This is a genomic window from Streptomyces sp. (genome assembly GCF_035645055.1).
Taxonomy (GTDB): domain Bacteria; phylum Actinomycetota; class Actinomycetes; order Streptomycetales; family Streptomycetaceae; genus Streptomyces.
Window position 1 is genome coordinate 51,686 of record NZ_DASQNH010000030.1, and the last position, 16,777, is coordinate 68,462.

Below are 16,777 nucleotides of genomic sequence, written 5' to 3' on the forward strand. Positions count from 1 at the left end.
GGGCGGGATGACCACGGCGAGGACGCCGGCACACGGTCCGGCACGCGGACCGGCCCACGGACCGCTCACCGGCGTCCGCGTGGTCGAGCTGGCGGGGATCGGCCCGGGACCCTTCGCCGCCATGCTCCTCGCCGACCTCGGCGCCGACGTGGTCCGAGTGGACCGCCCCGGCGGCCCCGGGCTGGCGATCGACCCGGACTTCGACGTCACCAACCGCAACAAGCGCTCGGTGATCGTCGACCTCAAGGCCCCCGACGGCCCCGCGCGGGTCCTCGACCTGGCCGCGCGCGCCGACATCCTCATCGAGGGCTACCGCCCCGGCGTCGCCGAACGGCTCGGCGTCGGCCCCGAGGCCTGCCACGCCCGCAACCCGCGGCTCGTCTACGGCCGGATGACGGGCTGGGGCCAGCAGGGGCCCCTCGCCCACCGCGCGGGCCACGACATCGCCTACATCGCGCTCACCGGCACCCTCGGCATGATCGGCAGCCCTGGCGAACCCCCACCCGTCCCCGCCAACCTGCTCGGCGACTACGCGGGCGGCTCCCTCTATCTCGCCGTCGGCGTCCTCGCCGCCCTGCACCACGCCCGCGCCACCGGCACCGGACAGGTCGTCGACGCCGCCATCGTGGACGGCACCGCCCACCTCTCCGCGATGATCCACGGCATGCTCGCCGCCGACGGCTGGCAGGACCGCCGCCACGCCAACCTCCTCGACGGCGGCTGCCCCTTCTACGGCACGTACGAGACCGCCGACGGGCAGTACATGGCCGTGGGCGCGCTGGAGCCGCAGTTCTACGACGCGTTCATGACGCTCCTCGGCATCCCCGAACAGGTGCCGGCCCGCGCCGACCTCGCCCGCTGGCCGGAGCTGCGCGAGGCGATCGCCGCCCGCTTCAAGTCCCGTACCCGCGACGAGTGGACGGCCGTCTTCGAGGGCTCCGACGCGTGTGTGGCCCCCGTGCTGTCCCTGCGCGAGGCGCCGCACCACCCGCACCTCGCCGCCCGCTCCACGTTCACCGGCCACGGCGGCATCACCCAGCCCGCGCCGGCCCCCCGCTTCTCCGCGACCCCCACGGCGGTCCGCACCGGCCCGGCCCGGCCGGGCGCCGACGCCGACACCGTGGCCCGCGACTGGGACATACCCGGGCTCGGCTCCCCGCCGGCCGCCTCCGAGCCCCGGCAACCCTCCTCGCCGACCGGGCCCGAGCCCCGGCAGCCTTCCTCGCCGGCCGCCTCCGAGCCCCCGAACCCTCAGCGAAAGGCCTCCTCGTGAGCACCGAAGCGTACGTGTACGACGCGATCCGCACCCCGCGCGGCCGCGGCAAGGCGAACGGCGCCCTGCACGGCACGAAGCCCATCGACCTGGTCGTCGGGCTCATCCACGAGATCCGCGCCCGCTTCCCCGGCCTGGATCCGGCGGCCGTCGACGACATCGTGCTCGGCGTGGTCGGCCCGGTCGGCGACCAGGGCTCCGACATCGCCCGGATCGCCGCGATCGCCGCGGGCCTGCCCGACACGGTCGCCGGAGTGCAGGAGAACCGCTTCTGTGCCTCCGGCCTGGAGGCGGTCAACCTGGCCGCCGCAAAGGTCCGTTCGGGCTGGGAGGACCTGGTCCTGGCCGGCGGGGTGGAGTCGATGTCCCGGGTGCCGATGGCCTCGGACGGCGGCGCCTGGTTCAACGACCCGATGACCAACCTCGCCACCAACTTCGTGCCGCAGGGCATCGGCGCCGACCTGATCGCCACCATCGAGGGCTTCTCCCGACGCGACGTCGACGAATACGCGGCCCTGTCCCAGGAGCGGGCGGCCGCCGCCTGGAAGGAGGGCCGTTTCGAGCGGTCCGTGGTCCCCGTGACGGACCGCAGCGGCCTGGTCGTCCTCGACCACGACGAGCACCTGCGGCCCGGCACCACCGCCGACTCCCTCGCGAAGCTCAAGCCGTCCTTCGCCGACATCGGCGACCTCGGCGGCTTCGACGCCGTGGCGCTGCAGAAGTACCACTGGGTGGAGAAGATCGACCACGTCCACCACGCGGGCAACTCCTCCGGCATCGTGGACGGCGCCGCCCTGGTCGCCATCGGCTCCCAGGAGGTCGGCGAGCGCTACGGCCTCACCCCGCGCGCGCGGATCGTCTCCGCCGCCGTCTCCGGCTCCGAGCCCACCATCATGCTCACCGGCCCCGCCCCCGCCACCCGCAAGGCGCTCGCCAAGGCGGGCCTGACCATCGACGACATCGACCTCGTCGAGATCAACGAGGCCTTCGCCGCGGTCGTGCTGCGCTTCGTGAAGGACATGGGCCTGTCCCTGGACAAGGTCAACGTCAACGGCGGCGCCATCGCCCTCGGCCATCCGCTCGGCGCCACCGGCGCGATGATCCTCGGAACCCTCGTCGACGAACTGGAGCGCCAGGACAAGCGGTACGGCCTGGCCACCCTGTGCGTCGGCGGCGGCATGGGCATCGCCACCATCGTCGAACGCCTCTGAACTCCCCGCGGACCCCTCAGACTTCTACGGAGGCCCCTGTCATGACCGAGAGCACCACGATCCGCTGGGAACAGGACGACACCGGAATCGTCACCCTGGTCCTCGACGACCCTGACCAGTCCGCGAACACCATGAACCAGGCGTTCCGGGACTCCCTGGCGGCGATCACCGACCGTCTGGAGGCCGAGAAGGACTCCCTCCGCGGCATCATCCTCACCTCCGCCAAGAAGACCTTCTTCGCGGGCGGCGACCTGCGCGACCTGATCCGGGTCACCCCGGAGACCGCGCAGGAGCTGTTCGACGGCGGCATGGCGATCAAGCGGAACCTGCGCCGCATCGAGACCCTCGGCAAGCCGGTCGTCGCCGCGCTGAACGGCGCGGCCCTCGGTGGCGGCTTCGAGATCGCCCTCGCCTGCCACCACCGGATCGCGCTGGACGCCCCCGGCTCCAAGATCGGCTGCCCGGAGGTCACCCTCGGCCTGCTCCCCGGTGGAGGCGGTGTCGTCCGCACCGTCCGGCTGCTCGGCATCGCCGACGCGCTGCTGAAGGTGCTGCTCCAGGGCACCCAGTACAGCCCGCGGCGCGCCCAGGAGAACGGCCTGGTGCACGAGGTGGCCGAGACCCGGGAGGACATGCTCGCCAAGGCCCGCGCCTTCATCGACGCCCACCCCGAGTCGCAGCAGCCCTGGGACGTGCCCGGCTACCGCATCCCCGGCGGCACCCCCGCCCACCCCAAGTTCGCGGCCAACCTGCCCGCCTTCCCCGCCAACCTGCGCAAGCAGACCGGCGGCGCCCCCTACCCGGCCCCGCGCAACATCCTCGCGGCGGCCGTCGAGGGGTCCCAGGTCGACTTCGAGACCGCCCAGGTCATCGAGGCCCGCTACTTCGTGGAACTGGCGGCCGGGCAGATCTCGAAGAACATGATCCAGGCGTTCTTCTTCGACCTTCAGGCCGTCAACTCCGGCGCCAACCGGCCCAAGGGCACCGCCCCGCGCCAGGTCCGCCGGGTCGCCGTGCTCGGCGCCGGGATGATGGGCGCGGGCATCGCCTACTCCTGCGCCCGCGCGGGCATCGACGTCGTCCTGAAGGACGTCTCCCTGGAGGCCGCCCTCAAGGGCAAGGGCTACTCCGAGAAGCTGTGCGCCAAGGCCGTCTCCCGGGGCCGTACCACCCAGGAGAAGGCCGACGCGCTGCTCGCCCGCATCACGCCCACCGCCGACGTGCAGGACCTGGCCGGCTGCGACGCGGTCATCGAGGCCGTCTTCGAGGACACCGCGCTCAAGCACAAGGTGTTCCAGGAGATCGAGCAGATCGTCGCGCCGGACGCGCTGCTGTGCTCCAACACCTCCACCCTGCCGATCACCGCGCTCGCCGAGGGCGTGCAGCGCCAGACCGACTTCATCGGGCTGCACTTCTTCTCCCCGGTCGACAAGATGCCGCTCGTCGAGATCATCAAGGGCGAGCGCACCGGCGAGGAGGCGCTGGCCCGCGCCTTCGACCTGGTCCGGCAGATCGGCAAGACGCCGATCGTCGTCAACGACTCGCGCGGCTTCTTCACCTCCCGCGTGATCGGCCACTTCATCAACGAGGGCGTGGCCATGGTCGGCGAGGGCATCGAGCCCGCGTCGGTGGAGCAGGCGGCCGCCCAGGCGGGCTACCCGGCCAAGGTGCTGTCCCTGATGGACGAGCTGACGCTGACCCTGCCGCGCAAGATCCGCAACGAGACGAAGCGGGCCGTCGAGGAGGCGGGCGGCACCTGGACCGCGCACCCGGCGGAGGCCGTCATCGACCGCATGGTCGACGAGTTCGGCCGCACCGGCCGCAGCGGCGGCGCCGGTTTCTACGACTACGACGACAACGGCAAGCGCGCCGGTCTGTGGCCGGGCCTGCGCGAGCACTTCGGCAAGCCCGGGCACACGATCCCGTTCGAGGACATGCAGGAGCGCATGCTCTTCGCCGAGGCACTGGACACCGTCCGGCTGCTGGAGGAGGGCGTCCTGACGTCCGTCGCCGACGCCAACATCGGCTCCGTCCTCGGCATCGGCTTCCCGGGCTGGACCGGCGGCGTGCTCCAGTACATCAACGGCTACGAGGGTGGCCTGCCCGGCTTCGTGGCCCGCGCGCGGGAGCTGGCCGAGCGCTACGGCGAGCGGTTCACGCCCCCGGCGCTGCTGGTGGAGAAGGCGGAGAAGGGCGAGCGCTTCAGCGACTAGCGGAGACGGCCGCCGAGCGGCTCACGCGGTGTCGGGGCGGACGTCCGGCCGGGTGAGCCACTCGCCCAGCTCCTCCCTCAGCGACCGCTGGAAGGTGGTCAGCAGAGCCTGCACCACCAGCGGCTGCATGTGCGCCGACAGGGACCGCACGTCCCGCACGTCACGCTCCGACACCTCGTCCCGGAAGAGCTGCGACAGCTCGTGAGCGGCGGCGCGCGAGTGCTCGATGAACACCTTGCGCGCCGCCAGGATCGCCTCCTGGGACATCGGCACGTCCAGCAGCCGGACCCCGAGCCGCAGCAGAGCGAGATCGACGCGGTACCCGTCGCCGTCCGGCCGTACGACGTCCATCGCGGCCAGCCGGTCCACCTCGTCGTCCTCCAACGCGCGCCCCGCCCGTCGGGCCAGCTCTTCCCGGGTCACCGTCTCCACGGTGTCCGGCGCCCAGGACGCCACCACCGCGCGGTGGATGGCCAGGTCCCGGTCGCTCAGGTCCGGCGGAAGCTGCCGCAGATAGCGCTCGATGCCCGCCAGCGTCATCCCCTGGTGCTGCAGCTCCTCGATGAGCGCGAGGCGGGCCAGGTGCTCCCTGCCGTAGTGCCCGACCCGGCGCGGGCCGATCACCGGCGGCGGCAGCAGGCCCCGGGTGCTGTAGAAGCGCACCGTCCGCACCGTGACACCGGCCCGCGCGGCCAGCTCGTCGACGGTGAGGGAGGGCTCCTCGGCGTGGCTTGTCATGTGCAGCAGTATCGCTGTCTCACCAGACGTGTGAAACCTCCGGTGATCCGCCCGTGATCCGCCGGTGATTCCCCGGGGAACCTGTGAGAAGTAACGCTCTGTGACCTGAGTCACCGCATGTGACGGATTCCCTGTGGGAAGGTGCTGCCCTGGTCTGTGCCGCGACACCCAGGATGGTGCGGGCCGAGTCACGTACGGACACCCCGGTCGGTACACCGCCCGGGGCGCACCAGAGAGTGGAACCACCCGTGAGCAAGGACGCCGTGGACACGGCACAGGTCGCCGCGCACCCCGAGGCGACCCGGACGCCCGCGGACGCGGGCGACGCCGGTTACAGCAAGGACCTCAAGGCCCGCCACGTCAACATGATCGCCATCGGCGGCGCCATCGGCACCGGACTCTTCCTCGGCGCCGGCGGCCGCCTCCACAACGCGGGCCCCGCGCTCGCGCTGGCCTATCTGGTCTGTGGAATCTTCGCCTTCTTCGTCGTCCGGGCCCTCGGCGAGCTGGTCCTGTACCGGCCGTCCTCCGGCTCGTTCGTGTCGTACGCGCGCGAGTTCCTCGGCGAGAAGGGCGCCTATGTCGCCGGCTGGATGTACTTCCTGAACTGGTCGACGACCGGTATCGCCGACATCACCGCGATCGCGCTCTACACGCACTACTGGAGCGCCTTCACCGACATCCCGCAGTGGGTGCTCGCCCTGATCGCCCTGGCGGTGGTCCTGGCGGTGAACCTGATCTCGGTGAAGATCTTCGGCGAGATGGAGTTCTGGTTCGCGATCATCAAGGTCGCGACCCTCGTCGCCTTCATGTTCGTCGGCATCTTCCTGCTGGCCACCCAGCACGAGGTCGGCGGCCAGACGCCCGGTCTGAGCGTGATCACCGACAACGGCGGCGTCTTCCCGCACGGCATGATGCCGGTCGTCCTCGTCATGCAGGGCGTGATCTTCGCCTACGCGGCGCTGGAGCTGGTCGGTGTCGCCGCGGGCGAGACCGCCGAGCCGGAGAAGGTCGTCCCGCGCGCGGTGAACTCGATCATGTGGCGCGTGGGCCTGTTCTACGTCGGCTCGGTCGTCCTGCTGGCCCTGCTGCTGCCCGGCTCGGTCTACTCGGCCGACGAGAGCCCCTTCGTCACCGTCCTGTCGAGGATCGGCGTCCCGGCCGCGGGCGACGTGATGAACCTGGTGGTCCTCACCGCCGCGATGTCGTCCCTGAACTCCGGCCTGTACTCCACCGGCCGCATCCTGCGCTCCATGGCCATGGCGGGCTCGGCGCCCAAGTTCACGGCCCGGATGAACCGCAGCCAGGTGCCCTACGGCGGCATCCTGCTGACCTGCGCGGTGTGCGTGCTCGGCGTCGGCCTGAACTTCGTGATGCCGCACCAGGCCTTCGAGATCGTGCTGAACGTGGCCTCTCTCGGCATCATCAGCACCTGGGTGATCATCATGATCTGCCACCTGATCTTCGTCCGCCGCGCCAAGGCGGGCCTGGTCCAGCGGCCGTCGTTCCGGCTCCCCGGCAGCCCGGTCACCGAGATCGCCACGGTCGCCTTCCTGCTGGTCTGCCTCGGCATGATGTGGAACGACCCCGAGGTCGGCCGCAAGACCCTCCTCCTCATCCCCCTCATCGCCCTCGCCCTCGTCACCGGGTGGTTCGCCATCCGCCGCCGCGTCTCCAAGACAGCCGACCAGGAACTGACCAAGCTCACGAAGTAGCAGCTCAGAGCCACTGTCAGTGGCATCGCCCACGGTGGCGTCAGGCCGGATCGCAGGGGTCCGGGGTGACGCCACCGGCGCGAGAGGGGCCGGCCTTCCCGAGCGGAGCGGCTAGGGTGCGGCGTGACCGGGGGCACATGGTGCCGTGTGGAGCCGCTGATCAGTGAGCGGCTGGTGCGGCGGAGCGTTCCGGTGACGGTGTACGACCATGGGGAGGGCCGGAGTTGAGCCGCGACACCGATGTACTCGTGCTGGGCGGCGCGGGTGTGGACACCATCGTCCACGTACCGGAGCTGCCGCTCCCGTACGCCGACAGCTACATGATCCCGGACGGGATCCGCACCCGCGCGGGCCAGACCGGCGACTTCATGTCCCTCGGCCTGACCGCCCTGGGCCTGCGCACCCACCACCTCGACTTCCTCGGCGACGACCCCGAGGGCGACCTCGTGCGGGCCCTGCACGACGAGCGGGGCATCGCGCTCACCGCGATCCCGCAGCCCGCGGGCACCAAGCGAGCCGTCAACCTGGTCGGTCCCGACGGGCGGCGGCTGTCCCTGTACGACAGCAGCCGCGGCGGGCCCGGCGACCGGCTGCCCGAGGCCACCGTCCGCGAACTGGCCGGGCGCAGCCGCCACGCGCATGTCTCCATCACCCAGCCGTGCGCCCACGCCCTGCCCGCCCTGCGCGAGACCGGTGTGACGATCTCCACCGACCTGCACGACTGGGACGGCGAGAACCCGTACCACGAGCCGTTCGCCCTCGCCGCGGACGTCGTCTTCCTCTCCGCCGCCCGGCTCACCCACCCCGAGCGCACCCTGCGCCGCATCGCCGAGCGGGGCCGGGCCCGGGTGGTCGTCGCCACCGCCGGCGCGGAGGGCGCGCATCTGCTGGCCGACGGTGAACTGACCCCGGTGCCGCCGGCGGCGCCCCCCGCGCCGGTGGTGGACTCCAACGGCGCGGGCGACGCCTTCGCCGCCGCCTTCCTCTTCGGCTTCCTGAACGGCGAGCCGCCCCGGCGGTGCGCCCGCTACGGCGCGCTGGCGGGCGCCCACGCCTGCACGGTGCCGTCCACGCAGGTCGACGCGATCGACCGGGAGACCCTGCTGGCGCGGGCGGCGGCCGAGCCGGAAGGGGCGGCGCCGGTCACCGGTGCCTAGTGGCCGTGCCGCTCCTCCCCGTGGTCGTGGACGGTGTTCGTCGCCGCGATCTTCTTCCATGACCTGGGCTGTGCGGGAGCCTTCGCGGCGCGGGCCGCGATCCACGCGTCCCGCGCCGCCGTCACGCTCGGCTTCGACGGCTGGTACAGCCAGGTGTCGAACAGACCCGCCAGCGGCTTCCCGGAGACCTCCTCCGCGTACCGCCGGAAGTCGGCGACCGTGGCGTTGCCGTGGGCGTACCGCTGCGGCCAGCCCTTGAGCAACGTGAAGAAGTCCTCGTCGCCGATCTCGTTGCGCAGCGCCTGGAGGGTCAGCGCGCCGCGGTCGTAGACGGCGATGTCGAACTGGTGCTCAGGGCCCGGGTCCCCGGGCTTGACGCTCCAGAAGGGGTCGTCGGCCGGCCGGGAGGCGTACACGTAGTCGGCGATCTCCTGCGCCGTGCCCTCGCCCTCGTGCTCGGACCACAGCCACTGCGCGTACCGCGCGAAGCCCTCGTTGATCCAGATGTCCCGCCACGCGGCGACGGACACCGAGTCGCCGTACCACTGGTGGGCCAGCTCGTGCACCACGACCGAGGTGTTGGCGCCGTTCGCGAACTGCCGCGGGCTGTAGAACGGCCGGGTCTGGGTCTCCAGCGCGTACCCGGTGCCGACGTTCGGCACGTACCCGCCGAGCGCGTTGTACGGATACGGCCCGAAGTATTCGGTCAGCCAGTCGGCGATCTCCCCGGTCCGCTCCACGCTCGCCCGCGCGGCACCGTAGTTGTCGCCGAGGTCCTTGCTGTAGGCGTTGATCACCGGGATGCCGCTCTCGGTCTTCCCGGTGGTGACGTCGAACCGGCCCACGGCCAGCGTGGCCAGATATGTCGCCTGCGGCTTGCTGGACCGCCAGTTGTACCGGGTCCAGCCGAGCCGTGAACTCGTCGACTGGAGGGTGCCGTTGGAGATGGCCTGGGTGCCGTCCGGCACCTGCACGGACACGTCGTAGGTGGCCTTGTCCAGCGGGTGGTCGTTGCTGGGGAACCACCACCAGGCGGCCTCGGGCTCGTTCGCCGCGACCCCGCCGTCCGGGGTGCGGTGCCAGCTGGTGAAGCCGTACGCCCGCTGCTGCGACGGCACCCCGCTGTAGCGGACCACGACGGTGACGGCGGTGCCCTTGCCGAGCGGGGTCTTGGGCGTGATCTCCAGCTCGTGCTCGCCGGACGCCCTGAACGTGGCGAGGGCGCCGTTGACCCGGACCTCGCTCACGTCGAGCAGGAAGTCCAGGTTGAACCTCGACAGGTCCTGGGTGGTGCGGGCGAGGAGGGTGGCCGTGCCCTCCAGCCGGTCGGTGACGGGCTGGTACTTCAGCCGGAGGTCGTAGTGGGAGACGTCGTAGCCGCCGTTGCCGTACGCCGGGTAGTAGGGGTCGCCGATGCCCGGTGCGCCGGGGGAGTGGCTCGCGGCCGATGCCGGGATCGCCAGCAGGAGGGAGGCCGCGGCCAGCGCGCCCGGCGCGGTGATTCTGCGGTGCACGTCAGCTCCAAGTCCTAGGTGCGGAAAGTCTGTTCGGAGCCTATTCAGGCCCGGTGACCCCGGACATGTCCATGGCCACTGCTGTCACATGATCGCCATCCGGCCGTCACGATCACGCTCGCCGCAGCGGCGTCTTTCGGCCACCCGGCCGCCGCCCGCGCCCCGGACGACACGCCATCCGCCCCCTTCTGCGCGGGAGTTGACCGGGGTAGCGTCCGCCGCATGCCGATACGCACGCGCTTCACCATCTGGAGACCGCTCGCGACGGCGGCCACCGCCGCCCTGGTGGCCGGCCTCCTCACCCCCGCCACGGCCCAGGCCACACCCCGCGCCAGCCGGCCCGTCCACTCCTACGACCAGGCCGTCCGGGAAGCCGTCTGGGTCGACACCGGCCTCGACGGCGACGGCGACGGACGCACCGACCGCGTCGCCGTGGACATCGTCCGCCCGCGCGAGGCCGCCCGGCAGGGCCGCAAGGTGCCGGTCATCATGGACGCCAGCCCGTACTACTCGTGCTGCGGGCGCGGCAACGAGAGCCAGAAGAAGACCTACGACGCGGCCGGGAACGTCGTCCAGATGCCGCTGTTCTACGACAACTACTTCGTCCCGCGCGGTTACGCCGTCGTCGGCGTCGACCTCGCCGGGACCAACCGCTCCGACGGCTGTGTGGACGTCGGCGGCCGCTCCGACATCCAGTCCGCGAAGGCCGTCGTCGACTGGCTGAACGGCCGCGCCAAGGCGTACACCACGCGCACCGGCACCACCCGGGCCAAGGCGACGTGGACCAACGGCAGGACCGGCATGATCGGCAAGAGCTACGACGGCACCATCGCCAACGGTGTCGCCGCCACCGGCGTCGAGGGCCTGGAGACCATCGTCCCGATCGGCGCCATCTCCTCCTGGTACGACTACTACTTCGCCAAGGGCGCCCCGCTGTTCGACTCCGGCCCCGACGGGCTGGCGTACCGCGTCGAGAGCCCCGAGGCCCGTGCCCGTTGCGCCGCCGTCCAGCAGCGCATCGTCGACGGCGCCCCGCGCACCGGCGACTGGACCCCGCTGTGGACCGAGCGCGACTACGTCCGCCACGCCGACCGTGTCGAGGCCAGCGTCTTCGTCATCCACGGCATGCAGGACCTCAACGTCCGCGCCAAGCACTTCGGCCAGTGGTGGGACGCGCTCGCGAAGAACGGCGTCGAGCGCAAGATCTGGCTCTCCCAGGTCGGTCACGTCGACCCCTTCGACTTCCGGCGCGCCACCTGGGTCGACACCCTGCACCGCTGGTTCGACCACGAACTCCTCGGCTACGACAACGGCATCGACGACGAGCCCATGGCCGACATCGAACGCGCGCCCGACGAGTGGGTGACCTCCTCCGTGTGGCCGCCGCGGGGCACCGGGACGGCCACCCTGCGGCCCGCCGAGGGCGCCCTCGACGGCGTCGGCACCCTCGGTCTGCGCCCCGGCACCGGCACCGAGACCTTCACCGACGACCCGCAGCACGACGAGACCGACTGGGCGTCCCGCGTCGACCAGCCCACCCCCGACAAGGCGGGCTTCACCACCGCGCCGCTCACCCGCGACCTGCGCCTGTCCGGCTCCTCCAAGGTGACCGTCACCGCGACCCCCAGCACCACCAGCGCCCACCTCAGCGCCGTCCTGGTCGACCTCGGCCCCGACACCATCCGCGACTACGCCGCCGCCGGTGAGGGCATCACCACCCTCACCGACCGCACCTGCTGGGGCGCGAGCACCACCGGCGACAGCGCCTGCTTCAAGGAGACGACGGCGCGGACGGCCGACGTCGACTACACGATCGTCAGCCGCGGCTGGGCCGACCTCGGCAACCACGCCTCCGCCACCGGCACGCCGCTCACCCCCGGCGCGCCGTACACGATCACCCTCGATCTGGCCGCCACCGACCACGTCGTGCCGAAGGGCCACCGCCTGGCGCTGATCGTCGCGGGCACCGACCAGGACCTCATCGAGCCCCCGCCCACCACCCCGACCCTCACCCTCGACCTGGCCCGCACCTCCGCGCGGGTCCCGTTCGTGGGCGGCGCGACCGCCTTCGCCCGCGCCACCGCCGGCACGGCGACCACCACGCCCGAGGCCGCCCCGCTCGACGGCGTCCGCGAACCGGGCCCCGCGCACCCCGTGCCGTAACCACCCGCCAGGCCCTGTCCGGCCATTCCCGCCCGCTCCGGGCGGACGACGGCAATGGCCGGACGGGCCCTAGGCGGAGAGGGCGCCGGCCAGCCCCGCCGCCTCCTCCGCACACCCCCAGGCCACGGTGACGCCCGCGCCGCCGTGGCCGTAGTTGTGCACCACCAGCCGCCCGTCCGGCAGTGTCTCCCGCTCCAGCCGCACCGCGTCCCGCGCGGGCCGCAGCCCCACCCGGTGCGCCAGCACCCGCGCCCCGGCGATCTCCGGCCGCAGCGCCGCGCACCGCCGTACGATCGCCTCCGCCACGGCGGGATCCGGCTCCGCCGTCCACACGTCCTCCTCGGCCGTGCCGCCCAGCACGAGGCGGCCGGGCTGCGGGAAGAAGTACGCCGGCTCCCCATCGGGGCCGGTGGAGACCATCCAGGTGCGGATGCCCGGGTTCTCCACCACGACCAGCTGCCCCCGCACCGGCCGCACCGCCGGATCCGGCACGAGCGCACGGGCGCCCAGCCCCGTGCAGTTGACCACCACCGGCGCGTCGGCCTCGGCGAGCGCGGCGACCGCCCGTTCCTCGACCACCCCGCCCGCCGCCCGCAACCGCTCCCGCAGCCACGGCAGATGAGCCGTCATGTCGAGCAGCGGCAGCCGCGCCCACAGCCCCGTCCCGGCGTACTCGTCCGCAGCGGCCGCCCGCAGTCCGGGCAGCCGCGCCGCCGCCCAGCCGCCCACCTCGTCCAGATCCGTCTCGCCCAGTACCCCTTCGACCATCCGTACCCCGGTCGTCCCCGGCCGCCGGGCCAGCTCCTCGTACACCTGGAGCGAGCGCAGCGCCCAGGCCCGCGCCGCCGCGACCGGCCGGATCCGGTACGGCCACCACAGGGCACCGGCAACGGCCGAGGTGGTCCGCTCGGCGGGCTCCCGCGTCCACAGCCGGACCCGCCGGCCGCGCTCGGCGAGCACCACGGCCGTCGTCAGCCCGATGACCCCGCCCCCCACGACGACCACGTCGTCTCCCACGTCACTGTCCACGCGGGGACGGTAGCGGAATGTGTCATGCCGCGCTCAGGGCCGTGCCGGACTGGGGATACTCACAGCATGTCTGCCGCGTATGCGACCTTTGGCCTGGCACCGGCGATGCGCGCCGGAGGCGTCCTCGCGGACGGCGCGTACCAGGTGCACCGGGACTTCGTCGACTTCATCGTCGACGGACGCCCCCTGCTCTTCCGGCTGTCCGACCTGGACGCCGTCTCCCCGCTCGCCGCCGACGTGCCGCCCGCCATCTTCACCGAGCAGGTGCGCGCCCTGCTGCTGGAGGCCGAGGCACCGCTGCCCGACGGACGGTACGTCGTCTACGGCTGCCCCGAGTGCGCCGACCTGGGGTGCGGCGCGGTCACCGCCGTCATCGAACGCGACGGCGACGACTACGTGTGGCGGGACTTCGCCTGGCAGACCGAGGAACGGGCCGACCTGGAACTCAACGGCTACCACGGCATAGGGCCGTTCCGCTTCCACGGCGAGGAGTACCGCTCGGCGCTGCGCTCCCTGCTCGACGGCGCCGACCCCGGCACCACCCGCCGCCGCGTCCTGCTGATCGGCGCCCGGGTCTCCCTGCTCGCCAAGCTCGCCGCCGCCCTGCGCACCATCGGCATCGGCGCGGACATCGCCCACGACACCGACCAGGTGCCCGACGAGGAACTGCGCCGCTACGGCGCCGTCGCCTTCGGCCGCGCGGTCGGCCCCGAGGCACGCGCAGCGGTCCGCCGCGCCTTCGAACGCGCCGGGGTGGAGGTGACCTACGTCGACGGCCTCGCCCCGATCGTGCCGCTGCTCGTCGCCCGGATAGAACACGCACTCGACCACAGCCCCGTCGAGCGGCGCCGCCTCACCCGGCTGGCCGCCGCCGACGGCGAGGCGGACGTCGAGGTCACCTCCCCCTGCCGGGTCGTCCTCACCGCCTACCGCCTCGACCGCCTCCACCGCACCCACACCCACGAACTCTTCGACGGCGTCCTCGCACCGGGCCGCCACCGCATCCCCCTGGACGCGAAGGCCGTGAAGGGCGAATCCTTCCTCGTCGCCCGTACGACCGGAAGCGTGCTGGTGGAGGCGATGGGGCGGTGAAACCACGGTGAGGGACGGCAAGGGCGGCCGCTAGGATCGGCGGTCTGATGACTGCCACCCTCGTCGCCAAGAACCTCGCCGCCGGCCACGGCGACCGCTCGCTGTTCACCGGTCTCGACCTCGTCGTCGCCCCCGGGGACGTGATCGGTCTGGTCGGTGCCAACGGCGCCGGAAAGTCCACCCTGCTGCGCCTGCTCGCCGGGCTCGACACCCCCGAGCAGGGCGAGCTGCGGCTCTCCCCGCCCACCGCGGCCGTCGGTCATCTGCCGCAGGAACCGGAGCGCCGGCCGGGCGAGAGCGTGCGGGAGTTCCTGGCCCGCCGCACCGGCGTGGCCGCCGCCCAGCGGGCGATGGACGAGGCCACCGAGGGTCTGGTCGAGGGGCGGCCGGGCGCGGACGACGCCTACGCGGTGAGCCTGGAGCGCTGGCTCGGACTCGGCGGCGCCGACCTCGACGAGCGCGCCGAGGAGGTCGCCGACTCCCTCGGGCTCGCGGTCGGCCTCGACCAGCCGATGACGTCCCTGTCCGGCGGCCAGGCCGCTCGCGCGGGCCTCGCCTCCCTCCTGCTGTCCCGCTACGACGTCTTCCTCCTCGACGAGCCCACCAACGACCTCGACCTGGACGGCCTGGAACGCCTCGAACGCTTCGTCGGCGGCCTGCGCGCGGGCACCGTCGTCGTCAGCCACGACCGCGAGTTCCTCACCCGCACCGTCACCAAGGTCCTCGAACTCGACCTGGCGCAGCGGCAGATCAACCTCTACGGCGGCGGCTACGCGGCCTACCTGGAGGAGCGCGAGGTGGCCCGTCGGCACGCCCGCGATGACTACGAGGAGTACGCCGACAAGCGAACCGCCCTCCAGGACCGCGCCCAGATGCAGCGCGCCTGGATGGACAAGGGCGTGAAGAACGCCCGCCGCAAGGCGGCCGGCGACAACGACAAGATCGGCCGCAAGTTCCGCAGCGAGGCCAGCGAGAAGCAGGCCGCGAAGGCTCGCCAGACACAGCGCATGATCGAGCGCCTGGACGTGGTCGAGGAGCCCCGCAAGGAGTGGGAGCTGCGCATGGAGATCGCCTCCGCCCCGCGCTCCGGAGCGGTTGTGGCCTCCTTGCGGGACGCCGAGGTGCGGCGCGGCGACTTCGCGCTCGGCCCGGTCACCCTCCAGATCGACTGGGCCGACCGTGTCGCGGTCACCGGCGCCAACGGCGCGGGCAAGTCGACGCTGCTCGCCGCTCTGCTCGGCCGGGTCCCGCTCGACGCCGGGCACGCGGCCCTCGGCTCCGGCGTCCTGGTCGGCGAGGTCGACCAGGCCCGCAAGCTGTTCCACGGCCCGGAAGCGCTGCTGGACGCGTTCGGCGCGGCCGTCCCCGACACCGAGCCGGCCGAGGTCCGCACCCTGCTGGCCAAGTTCGGCCTGAAGTCGGACCACGTGCTGCGCCCGGCCGCGACCCTCTCCCCGGGCGAACGCACCCGTGCCGCCCTCGCCCTCCTCCAGGGCCGCGGCGTCAACCTGCTCGTCCTCGACGAACCGACGAACCATCTCGACCTGCCCGCCATCGAGCAGCTGGAGTCGGCCCTCGACGCCTACACGGGCACCCTCCTGCTGGTCACCCACGACCGCCGCATGCTCGACGCGGTGCGGGTGACCCGCCGCCTGGAGGTCGCGGCCGGCAAGGTCACCGAGCGCTAGGCCCGACAGGCCGCAGCGTTCGTCGCGCGGCGGGGCGCGGACGAAGTCCTCCTGCGGGGCACGAAACCGGCGCGGGCGGGTCCACCGCACAGCCGTGCGGATACGGCTCGCGCATCTCGTGGCGCTGACCCCGGGCGACCCGCCGGGCGCGCTGACCGGGGCCCGCGACTGCCGGCGCAGCGCCGGGCCGGAGTGGGGCCCGGGCCACGGGTGGGCGGCGGCCGGGCGACGGGGGTCAGCGGGGCCGCGGCCAGCGCGGCCGTCCCGAGGCGGACCCCGCTGTCGCCGCGTTCGGCGCAGCCCCTCAGCCGAGCCGCGTCGCCAGCTCCGGATAGTCGGCCACGAAGCCGTCCGCGTCGAACAGGACGTCGCTGCGGAAGGTACCCGAGGAGTAGCGGACGCGACCGCCGCCGAGCGGGGCGTACGTCTGCGGTGAGGGCCGCACCGCCAGATCCGGCACCGACACCCACGCCATCAGGAACTCCCGCTCGCCGCCCGCCCGGTGCAGTCCGTGGCGCAGCACCGGCAGGGTGTTGGTCAGCGGGCACAGGCCCAGGTCGCAGTCGAGGGCACCGTCGACGTCCGGCAGCGGCCGCCCGTCGGCGGTCCAGCGGCCGTGGCCGTCGTGCCGCAGATCGAGGGCGCGGGTGCGGTCGGCGGTCTCGACGGTCACCGTCAGCCGCCGGGTGACGAAGCCGTCCGCGGAGTCCAGCTCGTACGTGAGCCAGTACGGCTCCGGGACGGTGCCGACCGCCCGGCCGCGGGCCCGCAGCGCGTCCCCGGTCAGCTCGGCCCAGGCGGTCTCGTAACCCCGGCTCGCCGTGACCTCCCAGGTCAGTACCCGTGCAATGGTCATGATGTCAGCCTAGGGGCGAGCGGGCGCGGGCCCCGGCACGGCCGCGCCGGGGCCCGCGGGGCTCAGCGCCTGCCGCCCTTCTTCGGGTCGAGCAGACCCGCGCGGCGCAGGGCGTCCGCCATCGCGCC

The 16,777-nt window shown here is 73.0% G+C and carries 12 protein-coding genes and 1 pseudogene; 9 read left to right on the forward strand and 4 right to left on the reverse strand.

The annotated features are described in order from the left end of the window. Positions 1–7 precede the first annotated feature (7 nt). From VE614_RS09590 to VE614_RS09600, 3 genes are read left to right on the forward strand one after another with little or no spacing between them, the layout of a single operon-like run. On the forward strand, positions 8–1,273 hold the full coding sequence (locus tag VE614_RS09590; protein ID WP_324934705.1) for a CaiB/BaiF CoA-transferase family protein: 1,266 nt from the start codon (positions 8–10) through the stop codon (positions 1,271–1,273). Then, positions 1,270–2,484 (forward strand): acetyl-CoA C-acetyltransferase, encoded by a 1,215-nt coding sequence (locus tag VE614_RS09595; RefSeq protein WP_324934707.1) that lies wholly within the window; start codon positions 1,270–1,272, stop codon positions 2,482–2,484. The genes VE614_RS09590 and VE614_RS09595 overlap by 4 nt, the downstream gene beginning before the upstream one ends. A 41-nt stretch (positions 2,485–2,525) precedes the next feature. Then, on the forward strand, positions 2,526–4,697 hold the full coding sequence (locus tag VE614_RS09600) for a 3-hydroxyacyl-CoA dehydrogenase NAD-binding domain-containing protein (protein WP_324934709.1): 2,172 nt from the start codon (positions 2,526–2,528) through the stop codon (positions 4,695–4,697). Between the two features lie 21 nt (positions 4,698–4,718). Here VE614_RS09600 and VE614_RS09605 read toward each other — a convergent pair whose 3' ends face one another. After that, complete coding sequence (locus VE614_RS09605) at positions 4,719–5,435, reverse strand: MerR family transcriptional regulator (RefSeq protein WP_324934711.1); 717 nt, start codon at positions 5,433–5,435, stop codon at positions 4,719–4,721. A gap of 248 nt (positions 5,436–5,683) precedes the next feature. Here VE614_RS09605 and VE614_RS09610 point away from each other — a divergent pair, with 248 nt between their 5' ends. The 3 genes and pseudogenes from VE614_RS09610 to VE614_RS09620 all read left to right on the forward strand — a co-directional run bounded on the left by VE614_RS09610 (position 5,684) and on the right by VE614_RS09620 (position 8,307). Then, on the forward strand, positions 5,684–7,150 hold the full coding sequence (locus VE614_RS09610) for an amino acid permease (protein WP_324934713.1): 1,467 nt from the start codon (positions 5,684–5,686) through the stop codon (positions 7,148–7,150). Between the two features lie 108 nt (positions 7,151–7,258). Next, positions 7,259–7,378 (forward strand): annotated as a pseudogene (locus VE614_RS09615) (Appr-1-p processing protein); the annotation flags it as partial. Next, the gene (locus VE614_RS09620) at positions 7,375–8,307 is read left to right on the forward strand and encodes a PfkB family carbohydrate kinase (protein ID WP_324934715.1); all 933 of its coding nucleotides are present in this window, start codon (positions 7,375–7,377) and stop codon (positions 8,305–8,307) included. The pseudogene VE614_RS09615 and the gene VE614_RS09620, both read left to right, overlap by 4 nt. Here the strand turns inward: VE614_RS09620 and VE614_RS09625 are convergent. Next, a complete protein-coding gene (locus tag VE614_RS09625) occupies positions 8,304–9,821 on the reverse strand; it encodes a M1 family metallopeptidase (RefSeq protein ID WP_324934717.1) in 1,518 nt (505 codons plus the stop codon). The genes VE614_RS09620 and VE614_RS09625 overlap by 4 nt on opposite strands. Before the next feature lie 222 nt (positions 9,822–10,043). Between VE614_RS09625 and VE614_RS09630 the strand changes: the two genes are divergently transcribed. Continuing rightward, positions 10,044–11,984, forward strand: a complete 1,941-nt coding sequence (locus VE614_RS09630; protein ID WP_324934719.1) for a Xaa-Pro dipeptidyl-peptidase — start codon at positions 10,044–10,046, stop codon at positions 11,982–11,984. Between the two features lie 69 nt (positions 11,985–12,053). Here VE614_RS09630 and VE614_RS09635 read toward each other — a convergent pair whose 3' ends face one another. Beyond that, positions 12,054–13,013, reverse strand: a complete 960-nt coding sequence (locus tag VE614_RS09635) for an FAD-dependent oxidoreductase (RefSeq protein ID WP_324934721.1) — start codon at positions 13,011–13,013, stop codon at positions 12,054–12,056. Between the two features lie 66 nt (positions 13,014–13,079). Between VE614_RS09635 and VE614_RS09640 the strand changes: the two genes are divergently transcribed. Both VE614_RS09640 and VE614_RS09645 read left to right on the forward strand, forming a co-directional pair. Further along, positions 13,080–14,105: an oxidoreductase gene (locus VE614_RS09640; protein ID WP_324934723.1), complete on the forward strand. Its 1,026-nt coding sequence runs from the start codon at positions 13,080–13,082 to the stop codon at positions 14,103–14,105. A 47-nt stretch (positions 14,106–14,152) separates the two neighbouring features. Continuing rightward, a complete protein-coding gene (locus VE614_RS09645; protein WP_324934724.1) occupies positions 14,153–15,793 on the forward strand; it encodes an ABC-F family ATP-binding cassette domain-containing protein in 1,641 nt (546 codons plus the stop codon). 304 nt (positions 15,794–16,097) lie between these two features. Here VE614_RS09645 and VE614_RS09650 read toward each other — a convergent pair whose 3' ends face one another. Then, entirely contained in the window at positions 16,098–16,649 is a 552-nt protein-coding gene (locus VE614_RS09650; RefSeq protein WP_324934726.1) for a putative glycolipid-binding domain-containing protein, read from the reverse strand. Positions 16,650–16,777: the final 128 nt, after the last annotated feature.

Coding starts and splice junctions, on each gene's coding strand:
- VE614_RS09600 (WP_324934709.1), top strand. CDS start 2,526: ATGACCGAGAGCACCACGATCCGCTGGGAACAGGACGACACCGGAATC.
- VE614_RS09590 (WP_324934705.1), top strand. CDS start 8: ATGACCACGGCGAGGACGCCGGCACACGGTCCGGCACGCGGACCGGCC.
- VE614_RS09630 (WP_324934719.1), top strand. CDS start 10,044: ATGCCGATACGCACGCGCTTCACCATCTGGAGACCGCTCGCGACGGCG.
- VE614_RS09640 (WP_324934723.1), top strand. CDS start 13,080: ATGTCTGCCGCGTATGCGACCTTTGGCCTGGCACCGGCGATGCGCGCC.
- VE614_RS09605 (WP_324934711.1), bottom strand. CDS start 5,435: ATGACAAGCCACGCCGAGGAGCCCTCCCTCACCGTCGACGAGCTGGCC.
- VE614_RS09645 (WP_324934724.1), top strand. CDS start 14,153: ATGACTGCCACCCTCGTCGCCAAGAACCTCGCCGCCGGCCACGGCGAC.
- VE614_RS09650 (WP_324934726.1), bottom strand. CDS start 16,649: ATGACCATTGCACGGGTACTGACCTGGGAGGTCACGGCGAGCCGGGGT.